The following is a 13,518-nucleotide window of genomic DNA, read 5'->3' as shown; positions in this document are numbered from 1 at the left end:
AATCTCCGTATGTAGGTCGTTAGCTAATCGGTAAGCCCCGCATCGATAAAGCGGCTTGTAGCTGTGCATGCAGCGCATGCAGGGCAGGAGTGGGGCATTCTAGCGCGATGCTTTGCGCACAAGCAAAGCCTGTCATGTAGCTGATTTCTGTGCGGCGCTTGTTGTGCACATCTTGACGCATGGACGATGAGTTGGCTGCGGTCTTTTCAATCACTTGCCAAACATGCTGTTGCAGGTCTTGAGCTGCTGCCGGGTGTTGTGCTGCCTTGAGTAAAGATTGTAACTCCGCACAAAGCGTATTGATCAAGTTGGCGTGCGCAATTAAAGCACCGTTGTTGCAATCGAGGATCACCGTAAGCGGATTGATCGCGCAGTTAATCGCCAGTTTGCGCCACAAGGTGGTATCTATTGCTGTTGTCCAAGCGCAGGGGATCTGAGCGCTATGGCAGTTATTAATCAGTCCTTCAGGCTCTGGTTTGCTATCTAAGCTGCCTAGCCCGATCTCGCCTTGACCAGCAAAGACACTATGAAAAGGCTCGGTTAAATAAGCTCCTTCGGTGCTGGAGGCGACAATGCAGCATGTATCAGGTACGAGCGCTTGCACTGCTTGTTGACTACCGAGGCCGTTTTGTAATAGCACCACTAGACTGTCTTGATTGAGGCGATGGGCAACTTGGGCAATGGCCGCTGTAGCGTCGTAAGCTTTGCAGGTCAGTAATAAGTGGCTGATAGGCTCGCTGTGTGCTGGCAGCTGTGCGTTGATTGGATAGCTTTGTGTTTGTTGCAGGTTGGCATCACTGAGACGCACGACTCCGACTTGCTGATAGCGCGCGAGAGCATCTGGGTTACGTACAATTAAACGCACAGGCTGCTGTGCTGCCGCGAAGCGCGCGGCCCATAAACAGCCTAAGCTGCCTGGGCCTTGGATATGCCAGAGCATAAATGATTACTGCGATGGTATGTTTAGACGCAAAGCATCAATGCGGCCACTAGCATAAGAGTCAGGTAGACGCTGTGTTGCCAGATTAATCAGTTGCTCTGGAGTGGCTGGTAATGCTTTAGCATTAAGACCGATTAAACTGATGCCAGCTTTTATATTGATAAAACCTTCGCTAGTTTTGAAAGATTTTACGTTTAAGCCATCATATAAACGTTTAAAGCTCACTGGCGTGCACTCTTGCAGGTCATCGAGCAAGGTGATCAGTGCAAAATGATTACCATCTATGCGTACCAGTACATCCAATGGACGAACCAATTGCTGCAGGCGTCTTGCTATTGAGCACAGCAATTCTTTATGAATTTGTCGGCCAAATTGCTTAGAGAGCGCTGCCATGTTTTCAACACCAATCAATAGGTAGCAAAGAGTGCCGCCACGCGATTCAATTTGTTTTAGATTGCTTGTCAGCATCTGTTTTAAATAACGCACATTACCTAAGCCTGTAAGAGAATCAACCTGGTTGCGCGATTCCAACGAAGCAATATTACGAGTGAGTAATTGCTTTTCCTTAAGTAAACGAATCAGGGTGTTGTATAGGCGGTCGGCAGCATAAACACGAGGCAGTAACTGCTCGTTCATGGCGTTTTTACTAATAAAATCATCGACGCCGCGATCAAAGGCTTCAGCTAAGGCATTGTCGCCTTCTTTACCCGTCAATAAAATAATGTAAGTGTAATGATCTTTTTGCTCGTCTTGCTGGCGTACTTGAGCGGTCAATTCTAAACCGTCCATTTCCGGCATCAACCAATCAGCCAGTAAAATTCCTGCTGAGCGCTCATCTAAAAGTTTAAGCGCCTCTGCAGCGCTGTTGGCAAAACGAATGTCTTTATAGCCCGCTTGATTTAAAGTGCGACCTATCATGACGCTGGAAAACTTGGCATCATCTACAACAAGAATGCTTAGAAGAGGATTTGGCATAACTGGACCATTTTTGGTAAAACTGAATGAGTGTGCTGCAAATTAGATACCTTATAATAGTGGCACATTGGAATGGCAAGCGCTCTTATGTGCAGTTGTGATCAAAGTACTTTTAATGTTAATAAAAATGAGTTGGGAGGATAGCGATGCCATCTTTTGATGTGGTTTCTGAGTTGGATGCGCATGAGGTAACGAATGCGGTTGATAATGCGGCTAAAGAATTGGAGCGTCGCTACGACTTGCGCGGCAAAGCCAGCTTTGAGTTTAAAGATAAAACAGTGACCTTAACTGCAGAAGCTGATTTTATGTTGGAGCAGCTCATCGAGATTCTTAAGCTGTCTCTGGTTAAGCGTAAAATTGATGTGCAATGCCTTGAATACAAAGATGCTTATGCGTCGGGAAAAGTCGTTAAGCAAGAGGTGGTCTTGCGCGAGGGCATTGAGAAAGAATTAGCTAAGAAAATTGTCGCTGTAGTTAAAGAAGCAAAACTGAAAGTGCAGGCTTCTATTCAAGGCGAGCAGGTGCGTATTACGGGTAAAAAGCGTGATGATTTGCAAGAAGCAATCGCTGTATTGCGCACGCAAGAGCTGGGAATGCCATTGCAGTTTGATAACTTCAGGGATTAAAACCTCTGCTGCCCAGAGTCGCTGCTTGTATTGAGCTACAAAAAAGCCCGCTAGTAAGCGGGCTTTTTTTATAGGTTATCGCAGTTTTAGCAAGCGATCTGAACGCTCTTGCGTTTGTGCGTAAAGCTCGGCGTTAGTTTCCAGATCTTTAAGTGGCGCTGGGAAAATAGCCGTGAGCTTCTCTGTCCATGCCGCCGATGCGCTTTGCTCTGGGAAGCAACGCTTGAGCAAGTCGAGCATGATCGACACGGTCACTGAAGCACCCGGTGAAGCGCCCAGTAAGGCAGCTAGTGAACCATCGGCAGAGCTGACCAGTTCTGTACCAAACTGCAGTATGCCGCCTTTTTTCGCGTCCTTTTTGATGATCTGCACACGTTGCCCGGCGATCTCAAGTTTCCAGTCTGCTGGGTCAAGCTGTGGGTAGAAACGGCGCAAAGAATCCAAACGCTGTTCCATTGACTGCATGACTTCGCTGATCAGATAACGGGTCAGATCCATATTGTCGCGACCGACTGCCAGCATCGGCAAAATATTGCCGAAACGTACGGACAGCGGTAAATCGAGGAATGAGCCGCGTTTGAGGAACTTAGTAGTGAAACCTGCATAAGGTCCAAATAGTAGGGATTTTTTGCCATCAATGACGCGCGTATCTAAGTGCGGTACGGACATCGGTGGCGAGCCCACTGCTGCTAAGCTGTAAACCTTGGCTTGGTGCTGTTCAACAACTTCAGGTTTGTCGCAGCGTAACCACTGGCCGCTAACGGGGAAGCCGCCGTAGCCTTTGCCTTCAGGGATGCCGGACATTTGCAGCAGTGGTAAAGCTGCGCCGCCTGCACCTAAGAAAACAAAGCGTGAAGTCACTTCACGACGTTGGCCTGTGGCGAGGTTTTTGATGCTGACCTGCCAGCCTGCAGCAACACGCTTAAGCCCTACAACTTTGCTTTTGTAGTGCAGGCTGCAGTTGTCTTGCTTGCTTAAGTAGCTCAGTAGCTGACGCGTCAATGCGCCAAAGTTAACGTCGGTACCGTTGGCAATGTGAGTCGCTGCCATGGACTCATCATCTTTACGTTCAGCCATCATCAGCGGCAACCATTCAGCCATCACACTTTTGTCTGTGGTGAACTGCATGTCTTTAAACGCATGGTGTTGCTGCATGATGTCTGCGCGTTTTTTTAGGAAGGCAACGTTGTCTTCGCCTTGCACAAAACTGAGATGAGGCACTGAGTGAATAAAGGTATCAGGATCACCGAAGGTGCCAGTTTCGAGCAGGTGGGCCCAAAACTGTTTGGACTCTTCGAACATGGCGTTGATATTAATAGCTTTTTTAATATCAATGGAGCCGTCTTCTGCTTCTGGAGTGTAGTTGAGTTCGCACAGCCCAGCATGGCCGGTGCCTGCGTTGTTCCATGGGTTAGAGCTTTCCATAGCCCCATCTTCCATTTGCTCAACAAGTTCTAAGCGAAGGCTTGGATCGAGCTCTTTTAGCATTACGGCTAAAGTGGAACTCATAATACCGGCACCCACCAGTAAAACATCCAAGTGTGCTTGATTATCTTGCGCCATCAGTGTGTCTCCAAAATGCAGCTATTGGGCTGTACACAAAAAACTGTAGTCAGCCTCGTTAAGGGTTAGGTTATTGCGAAATAGTCAATTCTTTAACCGCTGCAAGAAGGAGGGCTGCTGGTGCATGGAACTGTAAACGCCAAACTATTCATTGCTTGCCACACTCTTGTGAAGTTGTGAAACAGTTGTCCCGCCATCTTTTGGAGTAACGGATCTTTAAAATGTTTTTACCGCAGACGCTCAAGAAAGCTGCGCGTGAATGATGCACAGGATAAAAAGTGCAGAATTGTCTCGTTCAGCGTGCGCTTGAGCGCCGTAAATAGGGCACTCGGCAACCTCGATTTAGAGCAAATAAACCATCAAAGACGGTGTAACAGCCTAAATACCGGGGTGTCGTACATAGTTGGGAAGTAATTATAACGATGAAATCAGAAAAAACGATCATCTATGCAAAATTTCTTTAGTCGAAAGGTGTCATAAAATGTTTCTAGGCCATCAAGTGGCATGGATAACTTAGGGTATTTGGTCTGTGACCCTTTATACTGTGCAAGCCTGTAGAGCTTGGTTAAACTTAGTAAAATTCTCATCGGTTTTTTCAAAGGATCTAAATTATGTTGCGTTACCTATTTGCAAGTGCGGCCATTATTGTCAGTGTAAGTCTGGTGGGCTGCGGTTTGAGTCCGCAGTATTTGACCCCAGAGCCTCGCTTTAGTGGCCAGTTGGTCGCTGTTGGACAAGGTCAACCAGTCGTTGTCCGTGTTTCTGACGCGCGCTCTAATCCGGTGATTGGCACACGTGGAGGTCTGTATGCGCAGAGCAGCGCTATTACGGTTAACTCAAAAGCCTTTTTGCCGCGCTTACAAGCGGAAACTGATGCAGCAGTACGCATGCTCGGTTTTACGCCGATGCAGCAGGGCGCAGGTGAAGCTCAGCTTAATTTAAAGCTGGTTGAGCTGAGTTATAAAGCCACTGATGGCAATGGCGTGATTAAAGAAGCGCAGCTGAGTGCGGTGTATGCACTAGAAGTACAAAACGGCACACGTCGCTACAATGGGCGTTATGCGGCAAATCTAACCCAAGGCTACGCGAAAGCCCCTAATGAGCTGACCAACACCAAATTGGTGAGTAAAGTTTTGAGTGAAGGCTTGCAGCGCGTATTCAACGATCCTGCAATTGGTCAGTTACTGGCTCAGTAAGGCTCGACGTCAGGTTGCTGTGTGGTTGCACAATTGTTAAATATGGCCAGAGTAAGTGGCTGCTGAGGGTTTTGTTTTGATAGATACGCTGCCACCGGCTATTTTCCTGATGGGGCCGACCGCATCAGGAAAAACTGATCTTGCTTTGCAATTGGCCGATGCCTTGCCTTGTGAAATTATCAGCGTTGATTCAGCGTTGATCTATCGGGGTATGGATATAGGTAGTGCTAAGCCGAACGCAGAGATTTTGCAGAAATATCCGCATCACTTAATCGATATCCTTGATCCTGCGCAGAGCTATTCTGCGGCGCAGTTTCGTGACGATGCCCTGCAGGCCATGGCAGATATTACCGCGCGTGGTCGGATACCTTTGTTGGTGGGCGGCACTATGCTGTATTTCAAGGCGCTCACTGAAGGTTTGGCAGCCATGCCGTCAGCTGATCCAGAGGTGCGCGCACGGCTTGAGCAGCAGGCAGCAAGCGAGGGTTGGGCGGCGCTTCATACTGAATTGCAGCGGATTGATCCTGTCTCTGCGCAGCGGATTCATCCTAACGATCCACAGCGGCTGCTGCGCGCATTAGAGGTTTGGCATATTAGCGGGCAAACCATGACGCAATTGCGTGCCAAGCAAAGCCTAGAAAAACAGCAATTACTCGCATCTAACGGCGCTCATTTGCCGTACAATGTAGCTACTTTTGCAATTGCACCGCAGCAGCGCAGTGTTTTGCATGAGCGAATTGCCCAGCGATTTCAACAGATGCTTGAACAAGGCTTTATTGCTGAGGTCGAAGCATTGCGTCAGCGTGGCGATTTGCACGTTGATTTGCCATCAATACGCGCAGTTGGCTATCGGCAAGCGTGGGCTTACCTTGATGGTGAATATGCTTACGATGAGATGATTGAACGCGGTATTATTGCGACACGGCAACTGGCTAAGCGACAATTTACATGGCTGCGCAGTTGGGATGATGTTGAATGGCTTGATTCTTTATCCTGTAACAAAATGTCTCAGGTCTTGAAAAGGCTCGAACGACTCTCCATATAGAGATGATTGGGCAGTATTGTAGTCCGTCAGTGTTGAAAGCACTGCACAGGCTGTTAATTAATTAAATGGAGTACACCACATGTCAAAAGGGCATACGCTACAAGACCCTTACTTAAACCTCTTGCGTAAAGAGCGCGTACCGGTATCAATTTATTTGGTCAACGGTATTAAGCTGCAAGGGCAAATTGAATCCTTTGACCAGTTTGTGATCTTACTGAAAAATACAGTCAGCCAAATGGTCTACAAACACGCTATTTCAACAGTTGTGCCAGGTCGTCCAGTGCGCTTGCCAACTGACGACGACGCTGCAGATGCTGAGCTGGACAACGCTTAGCGGGAGACTATTTTGATCATTGAGCACCCTCAGCAAGGTGAGCGCGCCATTCTTGTACATTTGGATGGCCACGCACCAGATGTGCGCGAAGATCCTTATGAGTTTCAAGAGCTTGCCGTCTCTGCAGGCGCTGTAATTGCGCGCTTTGTCAGTGTCTCACGACACCAGCCAACAGCGCGCTTTTTAATTGGCTCAGGCAAAGTTGAAGAGTTGCGCCAATTAGTGCTGGCAGAAAAAGCTGATTTAGTGATTTTTAATCATGCTTTGACGCCGAGCCAAGAGCGTAATTTACAACGTGAATTAGACTGTCGAGTATTGGACCGTATTGGTTTGATCCTGGATATTTTTGCGCAGCGTGCGCAAACCTATGAAGGTAAATTGCAGGTTGAGTTGGCTCAGCTTGAGCACATCAGCACGCGCTTAGTGCACAGTCGTACAGATTTAAGCCGCCAGCAAGGTGGTATTGGGCTACGAGGTCCGGGTGAAACCCAGCTTGAGTCTGATCGACGCTTGCTGCGTGTACGCGTGCGCCAGATTAAAAGCCGTTTAGAAAAAGTACGCAATCAGCGCCAATTAGCACGGCGCAGCCGTCAGCGCGCTGATATGCCAGGAATCTCGTTGGTAGGCTATACCAACACTGGTAAATCAACGTTGTTTAACTTACTGACCGAGTCCAAGGTGTATGCGGCTGACCAGTTATTCGCCACGCTTGACCCGACGGTTCGACGTATCGAAATACCAAATCTTGGCGCGGCTACTTTAGCTGATACGGTAGGCTTTATTCGTCACTTGCCACACAAGTTGGTTGAGGCGTTTCGGGCGACATTGGAGGAGTCGGCCAATGCGGATTTACTCCTGCATGTGATTGATGCCCACTCGCCAGAGCGTGATGAGCAAATCAAGCAAGTACTGACAGTGCTGCAAGAAATTGACGCTGATGATGTACGCATTCTTGAGGTCTATAACAAAATTGACCTGATGGATAATCTTGAGCCGCACATTCAACGTGATGAGCAGGGTGTGCCGCAGCGTGTATGGTTGTCTGCGGCAGGGCAGCAGGGTATTGATTTACTGCAGCAGGCGATTGCTGAGCTGTTGGAAGAAGAAATATATGTTGCTACAGTGCGCCTCACTCAAGAACACAGCCGTTTGCGTGGCAAATTGTTTGATCTGAATGCTGTACAGCAAGAAACTCATGCTGAGGATGGTGCTAGCGTATTAAAACTGCGCGTGGCCAAAATCGAAATGGATAAGCTCTTAAGCCGCGAAGGGGTAACGCCCAGCGACTTTTTTGCACAATTTGCCGAGCATTGATCGCGATAAACTGCGCAACTGAACACTGTGATGGTTGCGTAGATTAATTATAATATAGTGCGCTTTTATGTGCATTTTGCCTTTCAAATAGATGGAGAACACTATGGCCTGGAATGAGCCCGGTGGTAACTCGAATAATCAGGATCCTTGGGGTGACCGCAAACGCGGTGGCCAGAAACAGGGTCCTCCGGATCTGGATGAAGCCTTGCGTAAACTGCAAGATAATCTAAAAAGCCTGTTTGGCGGGCCGAAGAAACCAGGATCAAAAAGCTCGGGTGGTGGTTTCGGTTTAGTTGCAGTAGTGCTTGCTGTGCTCGCGGCCATGTGGCTGTACACAGCGGTGTACTCGCTTGATGAGCAAGAGCAGGCAGTTATTTTACGTCTGGGTAAATACCACGAAACAGTGGGTCCAGGTCTGAATATTTACTTCCCGCCGATGGATCGTAAGTATGAGCAAAACGTCACCCGTGAACGTGCTTATACCCGCCAAGGTCCGATGCTGACTGAAGATGAAAATATCATCGAAGTGCCATTAACTGTGCAGTACAAAATCAGCAGTTTAGAAGATTATGTGCTGAATGTTGATGAGCCTGAGGTGAGTTTGCAGCAAGCTACTGAAAGTGCGCTGCGCCATGTCGTTGGTTCTACCGCGATGGATCAGGTGCTCACTGAAGGTCGTGAAGTCTTAGCGGTTGAAGTGAAAGAGCGCTTACAGCGTTTTGTTGATACGTACCGTACCGGTATTACCGTTACTCAAGTTAACGTACAAAACGCCCAAGCCCCGCGTGAAGTGCAAGAGTCATTTGACGATGTGATTCGTGCGCGTGAAGATGAGCAGCGCGAAAAGAACCAAGCTGAAACCTATGCCAATGGTGTGATTCCAGAAGCACGTGGTCAGGCACAGCGTTTACGTGAAGAAGCCAATGGTTACCGTGATGAAACCATCTCGCGTGCCGAGGGTGAGGCCGACCGCTTTACTAAGTTGGTCACTGAATACCGTAAAGCACCGGAAGTCACGCGTCAGCGTTTGTATCTGGAAACCATGCAAGAAGTGCTCAGCAACACCAGCAAAGTATTGCTAACTGGCGATAAAGGTCAAAACAGCATGCTGTATTTACCTTTGGATAAAATGCTGGAAGGGCGCAATGCCGCATCACCGAAAACCACCAGCACGACGACAGGGAGCAGTAACAGTTCTTCTGACAACAGCGTTCGCTTAAGTAGCGATGCGCTGTCTCGTGATCTACGTGCCAGAGGTAGCCGCTAATGAGTAATAAATCGACATTCGTATTGATTGTAGGTGCTGTAATTGCACTGGTGGCTTGGAACAGTTTTTATATTGTCCAGCAAACAGAGCGTGCAGTACTGCTGCAATTCGGAAAGGTAGAGCAAGCGAATGTGCAGCCTGGTCTGCATGTGAAAATTCCTTATATCAACCAAGTGCGCAAGTTTGATGCGCGTCTGTTGACCCTTGATGCACCGACTCAGCGTTTTCTAACGCTAGAGAAAAAAGCAGTGATGGTTGATGCTTTCGCTAAGTGGCGTGTGGCTGATGCAGATCATTACTACACCGCAACGTCAGGCATTAAGCAGGTTGCTGATGAGCGTTTGGCGCGTCGTCTTGAGTCAGGTTTACGTGATCAGTTTGGTAAGCGCACCTTGCATGAGGTGGTCAGTGGTCAGCGTGATGAGTTGATGGCTGACATCACTGCGTCGCTGGATCGTATGGCGCGTAAAGAACTGGGCATTGAGGTGATTGATGTGCGGGTTAAGTCGATTGACTTACCGAAGGAAGTCAACCTCAGTGTGTTTGAGCGTATGAGTTCTGAGCGTGCTCGTGAAGCTCGTGAGCACCGCGCTAAAGGTCAAGAGTTGGCAGAAGGTATTCGTGCCGATGCTGATCGTCAGCGTCGTGTTTTGCTGGCTGAAGCTTACCGTGAAGCTGAAGAGATTCGAGGTGAGGGTGATGCTAAGGCCACTGCAATTTACGCTAAAGCCTATGGTATGGATCAAGAGTTCTATGCGTTTCACCGTAGCTTAATGGCGTACCGCGAGAGCTTTGCTGATAAAAGCGATATCATGGTGCTATCGCCAGATAACGATTTTTTCAAGTATATGGAACAAGTTAAACCCTAACTTGAGTAAACAGCACAGGCTACTTTTGTAGTGGCCTGTGCTGTTTCAGCAAGGGCATTGCTAGCTTTGCTAAAAGACTAGAAGTGTCGGGCGAAAAGCGACAGGCATGCACAGAATGATCTGTGATATCATGCGGCAGCCGGGAAACTCCCGGCTTTTTTGCGCCTGTGGTCATGTAAAATGTCCAGCAGGCAACTGTATTTATAATGAGGAACGGCGCAATGGCAACGGTAGACCGCTGGCTGCTGCCAGATGGCATTGAAGAAGTACTGCCGCCGCAAGCGGCGCAGATTGAAGCATCTCGTCGACAGGTACTGGATATGTTCCAGGCTTGGGGCTATGAGTTTGTTGTCACCCCGCATATCGAGTTTTTAGAGTCGTTATTAACCGGTGCTGGGCAAAAACTTGATCTGCGTACTTTTAAAGTGACCGACCCACAGTCAGGTCATCTGATGGGCTTTCGCGCGGATATCACTCCGCAAGTCGCACGTATGGATGCGCATAGCTTGCGCCGTGAAGGTCCGTCACGTTTGTGCTATGCCGGTAGTGTTGTGCATGCCCGTCCTCGTTCTTTGTCGCGCTCGCGCAGTCCTATTCAGCTCGGTGCTGAGTTGTACGGTGACGCCAGCCCAGCGGCAGATATTGAAGTCATTAGTTTGATGCTGGCGACACTGGAGCACGCTGAAATTGCCGACATCCATATGGATTTAGGCCATGTTGGCGTTTATCGTGGTTTAGCGCGCGCGGCTGATTTATCGGATGAGTTGGAAGCGCAGGTGTTTGATGCATTACAGCGTAAAGCTGTCGATGAAGTGGCAGCGCTCACTGAGCAACTGCCTAAAGATCTCGCGTTAATGCTCAATGAGCTCAGCCATTTATGTGGTGGCCGCGAAGTACTGGATCAAGCCAAAACTGTTTTAGCAGCTGCGCCGAGCAATGTCTTGGCCGCGCTTGATCAGCTGATTGTGATTGCTGATGCATTGATGTTGCGTTACCCGCACTTGCCATTTTATTTTGATTTAGGTGAGTTGCGCGGTTATCACTACCATACTGGTGTGGTCTTTGCTGCATTTGTGCCAGGTGTCGGTCAGTCGATCGCGCAAGGCGGACGTTATGATGATATTGGTGCGGTGTTTGGTCGTGCCCGTCCAGCCACAGGTTTTTCTACAGATTTAAAAACACTGGTCACACTTGGCCAGCGCCAGCCTGCTGTTTTAGCCAGCGGTATTTGGGCTCCGGTGGGTGCGCAGGCTGATTTATGGCAAGCGATTTGTGCGTTACGTAATAAAGGTCAACGTGTTGTGCAAGCGCTACCAGGACAGACTGTTAGCGATGCTGAGCAAGCCAGTTGCGATCGTCAGTTAGTCGAGAATTCTTCAGGTTGGCAGGTTCAACCTTTATAAATTTACGCCGCATTTGCGGTTATGTTTTGTCGGTACTGCCGACCTCCTATTTGCGCGAAGAGGGCAAAGGTTATGGGTAAGAATGTTGTCGTTTTAGGCACTCAATGGGGTGACGAAGGCAAGGGTAAGATCGTTGATTTATTAACCGATCAAGCTGCTGCTGTTGTCCGCTTCCAAGGTGGCCACAACGCGGGTCACACCTTAGTGATTGATGGTGAGAAAACTGTATTGCACCTGATTCCATCGGGTATTTTGCGTGCCAACGTTGAATGTTTGATTGGTAACGGTGTCGTGGTTGCGCCGGATGCTTTAATGCGCGAAATCACCAAGCTCGAAGAAAAAGGTGTGCCAGTACGTGAGCGTTTGCGCATCAGTCCGTCTTGTACTTTGATTCTGCCGTATCACGTGGCCTTAGATCAGGCCCGTGAAGCTGCGCGCAGCGAAGGTAAGATCGGTACTACTGGTCGTGGTATTGGTCCAGCCTACGAAGATAAAGTTGCCCGTCGCGGACTGCGTATTGGTGATTTATTCAATGCTGAGCGTTTTGCGGTTAAGTTGCGTGAAGTGCTTGAACAGCACAACTTTATGCTTGAGCATTTCTATAAAGTTGAGCCCGTTGATTACCAGAAAACTTTAGATGAAGCACTGAGCTACGTTGAGATCCTTAAGCCATTGATGATCGACGTGACGGCTCGTTTGCATACCCTGCGTAAGCAAGGCGCGCGCATTATGTTTGAAGGCGCGCAAGGATCACTATTGGATATCGACCACGGTACTTACCCTTACGTGACGAGCTCCAGCACCACCGCTGGTGGTACCGCAACAGGTTCAGGTTTTGGTCCTTTGTACTTGGATTACATCTTGGGTATCACCAAGGCCTACACCACACGAGTGGGTTCAGGTCCATTCCCAACTGAGTTGTTTGATGAGACCGGCGCTTACTTAGCTGAAAAAGGCCATGAGTTCGGTTCTACCACTGGTCGTGCGCGTCGTTGCGGTTGGTTTGATGCGGTGATTTTGCGTCGCACTTCAGAAATCAACAGCATTTCTGGTATTTGCTTAACTAAGCTGGACGTACTGGACGGTTTAGAGACAGTAAAAATCTGTGTTGCCTATAAAAACGCAGCCGGTGAAGAAATTGAAGCACCAAGCGATGCTGACAGCTATGACGGTTTAGTACCGGTGTACGAAGAAATGCCAGGCTGGAGTGAATCCACCATCGGCGCAACTAGCCTTGAGCAGTTGCCAGCCAATGCCTTGGCTTATGTGAAGCGTATCGAAGAGTTGATTGGTACACCAATTGATATCGTTTCTACCGGTCCTGACCGTAACGAAACCATCGTCTTGCGTCACCCTTACGAAGCGTAATAGCGCTGTTTTCTGTCAGGCTTATTCGTTTTAAGCTTGGCAGAGTCGTTTTATAAAAAACCGACCTGTGTGTCGGTTTTTTATTTTAGCTCGCGCAGACGTGGCAGTTGCTGGTCTTTGAGCGATAGCAGCGGCGAGTCTGAAGGCCAAGCAATGTTCACATCAGGATCGTTCCAGATCAAACCACCTTCGTCTTCTGGGTCATAAAAATCAGTGCATTTGTAATGCAGGTCAGCAACATCGCTGAGTACACAAAAGCCATGCGCATAGCCTGCGGGAATCCACATTTGCAGATGATTTTCATCATTGAGTTCTAGCGCAACATACTCACCAAAGGTGGCTGATTGCGGGTTGATGTCGACAATGACATCAAACACCGAACCACGACTGACGCTGATCAGTTTTCCTTGTGGGCGCGTACGCTGAAAATGTAAACCACGTAGTACGCCGCGCTGTGAGCGGGAATGATTATCTTGGACAAAGGGTTCTCTTAGACCGGCGCTTGCATAGCGTTCACTATGATAGGTTTCTAAGAAGAAGCCTCGCGCATCAATAAAAACTTTGGGCTCAATAATTAATACGCCAGGGAGTGCGGTAGAGGTGATTTTCATAAGGTAA

13 protein-coding genes are annotated in these 13,518 nt (G+C 48.6%); 9 read left to right on the top strand and 4 right to left on the bottom strand.

Annotated features, from left to right (window positions below; genetic code table 11):
- Nucleotides 1–19: 19 nt before the first annotated feature.
- Together H591_RS0101795 and H591_RS0101790 are read right to left on the bottom strand one after the other, a co-directional pair.
- Entirely contained in the window at nt 20–940 is a 921-nt protein-coding gene (locus H591_RS0101795) for a 2-dehydropantoate 2-reductase (protein ID WP_022965230.1), read from the bottom strand.
- A gap of 6 nt (nt 941–946) precedes the next feature.
- Nucleotides 947–1,915 (bottom strand): response regulator, encoded by a 969-nt coding sequence (locus H591_RS0101790; RefSeq protein WP_022965229.1) that lies wholly within the window; start codon nt 1,913–1,915, stop codon nt 947–949.
- Between the two features lie 146 nt (nt 1,916–2,061).
- On the opposite strand from H591_RS0101790, the gene H591_RS0101785 reads away from it, so the two are divergent.
- On the top strand, nt 2,062–2,541 hold the full coding sequence (locus H591_RS0101785; protein WP_022965228.1) for a YajQ family cyclic di-GMP-binding protein: 480 nt from the start codon (nt 2,062–2,064) through the stop codon (nt 2,539–2,541).
- A gap of 75 nt (nt 2,542–2,616) precedes the next feature.
- On the opposite strand, the gene mqo is transcribed toward H591_RS0101785, so the two are convergent.
- Nucleotides 2,617–4,104: a malate dehydrogenase (quinone) gene (gene mqo / locus H591_RS0101780; RefSeq protein ID WP_022965227.1), complete on the bottom strand. Its 1,488-nt coding sequence runs from the start codon at nt 4,102–4,104 to the stop codon at nt 2,617–2,619.
- 611 nt (nt 4,105–4,715) lie between these two features.
- Between mqo and H591_RS0101775 the strand changes: the two genes are divergently transcribed.
- The 8 genes from H591_RS0101775 (at nt 4,716) to H591_RS0101740 (ending at nt 12,900) form a co-directional block, all read left to right on the top strand.
- A complete protein-coding gene (locus H591_RS0101775) occupies nt 4,716–5,300 on the top strand; it encodes a YajG family lipoprotein (RefSeq protein WP_022965226.1) in 585 nt (194 codons plus the stop codon).
- 79 nt (nt 5,301–5,379) lie between these two features.
- On the top strand, nt 5,380–6,345 hold the full coding sequence (miaA, locus tag H591_RS0101770; RefSeq protein ID WP_028244105.1) for a tRNA (adenosine(37)-N6)-dimethylallyltransferase MiaA: 966 nt from the start codon (nt 5,380–5,382) through the stop codon (nt 6,343–6,345).
- 79 nt (nt 6,346–6,424) lie between these two features.
- Nucleotides 6,425–6,679 carry an RNA chaperone Hfq gene (gene hfq, locus H591_RS0101765; RefSeq protein WP_022965224.1) on the top strand — a complete coding sequence of 85 codons (255 nt, stop codon included), beginning with the start codon at nt 6,425–6,427 and terminating at the stop codon, nt 6,677–6,679.
- Between the two features lie 12 nt (nt 6,680–6,691).
- Nucleotides 6,692–7,993: a ribosome rescue GTPase HflX gene (gene hflX, locus H591_RS0101760; protein ID WP_022965223.1), complete on the top strand. Its 1,302-nt coding sequence runs from the start codon at nt 6,692–6,694 to the stop codon at nt 7,991–7,993.
- A 103-nt stretch (nt 7,994–8,096) separates the two neighbouring features.
- On the top strand, nt 8,097–9,260 hold the full coding sequence (gene hflK, locus H591_RS0101755; protein WP_022965222.1) for an FtsH protease activity modulator HflK: 1,164 nt from the start codon (nt 8,097–8,099) through the stop codon (nt 9,258–9,260).
- Complete coding sequence (gene hflC, locus H591_RS0101750; protein WP_022965221.1) at nt 9,260–10,129, top strand: protease modulator HflC; 870 nt, start codon at nt 9,260–9,262, stop codon at nt 10,127–10,129. Before hflK ends, hflC begins: the two co-directional genes overlap by 1 nt.
- A 221-nt stretch (nt 10,130–10,350) precedes the next feature.
- Nucleotides 10,351–11,532 (top strand): ATP phosphoribosyltransferase regulatory subunit, encoded by a 1,182-nt coding sequence (locus tag H591_RS0101745; RefSeq protein WP_022965220.1) that lies wholly within the window; start codon nt 10,351–10,353, stop codon nt 11,530–11,532.
- Between the two features lie 72 nt (nt 11,533–11,604).
- Complete coding sequence (locus H591_RS0101740) at nt 11,605–12,900, top strand: adenylosuccinate synthase (RefSeq protein WP_022965219.1); 1,296 nt, start codon at nt 11,605–11,607, stop codon at nt 12,898–12,900.
- An 80-nt stretch (nt 12,901–12,980) separates the two neighbouring features.
- On the opposite strand, the gene rfbC is transcribed toward H591_RS0101740, so the two are convergent.
- The gene (gene rfbC, locus H591_RS0101735; RefSeq protein ID WP_022965218.1) at nt 12,981–13,511 is read right to left on the bottom strand and encodes a dTDP-4-dehydrorhamnose 3,5-epimerase; all 531 of its coding nucleotides are present in this window, start codon (nt 13,509–13,511) and stop codon (nt 12,981–12,983) included.
- Nucleotides 13,512–13,518: the final 7 nt, after the last annotated feature.

Origin of the sequence: Denitrificimonas caeni DSM 24390, assembly GCF_000421765.1 — a bacterium.
Lineage (GTDB): Bacteria > Pseudomonadota > Gammaproteobacteria > Pseudomonadales > Pseudomonadaceae > Denitrificimonas > Denitrificimonas caeni.
The sequence above is the reverse complement of the archived record's forward strand: the minus strand, read 5'-3'. Positions and strand labels throughout refer to the sequence as shown.

What these genes read in the sequence shown, in the direction of transcription:
- H591_RS0101795 (WP_022965230.1), bottom strand. Translation starts at nt 940, where the DNA reads ATGCTCTGGCATATCCAAGGCCCAGGCAGCTTAGGCTGTTTATGGGCC.
- H591_RS0101790 (WP_022965229.1), bottom strand. Translation starts at nt 1,915, where the DNA reads ATGCCAAATCCTCTTCTAAGCATTCTTGTTGTAGATGATGCCAAGTTT.
- H591_RS0101785 (WP_022965228.1), top strand. Translation starts at nt 2,062, where the DNA reads ATGCCATCTTTTGATGTGGTTTCTGAGTTGGATGCGCATGAGGTAACG.
- mqo (WP_022965227.1), bottom strand. Translation starts at nt 4,104, where the DNA reads ATGGCGCAAGATAATCAAGCACACTTGGATGTTTTACTGGTGGGTGCC.
- H591_RS0101775 (WP_022965226.1), top strand. Translation starts at nt 4,716, where the DNA reads ATGTTGCGTTACCTATTTGCAAGTGCGGCCATTATTGTCAGTGTAAGT.
- hfq (WP_022965224.1), top strand. Translation starts at nt 6,425, where the DNA reads ATGTCAAAAGGGCATACGCTACAAGACCCTTACTTAAACCTCTTGCGT.
- hflK (WP_022965222.1), top strand. Translation starts at nt 8,097, where the DNA reads ATGGCCTGGAATGAGCCCGGTGGTAACTCGAATAATCAGGATCCTTGG.
- hflC (WP_022965221.1), top strand. Translation starts at nt 9,260, where the DNA reads ATGAGTAATAAATCGACATTCGTATTGATTGTAGGTGCTGTAATTGCA.
- H591_RS0101745 (WP_022965220.1), top strand. Translation starts at nt 10,351, where the DNA reads ATGGCAACGGTAGACCGCTGGCTGCTGCCAGATGGCATTGAAGAAGTA.
- H591_RS0101740 (WP_022965219.1), top strand. Translation starts at nt 11,605, where the DNA reads ATGGGTAAGAATGTTGTCGTTTTAGGCACTCAATGGGGTGACGAAGGC.
- rfbC (WP_022965218.1), bottom strand. Translation starts at nt 13,511, where the DNA reads ATGAAAATCACCTCTACCGCACTCCCTGGCGTATTAATTATTGAGCCC.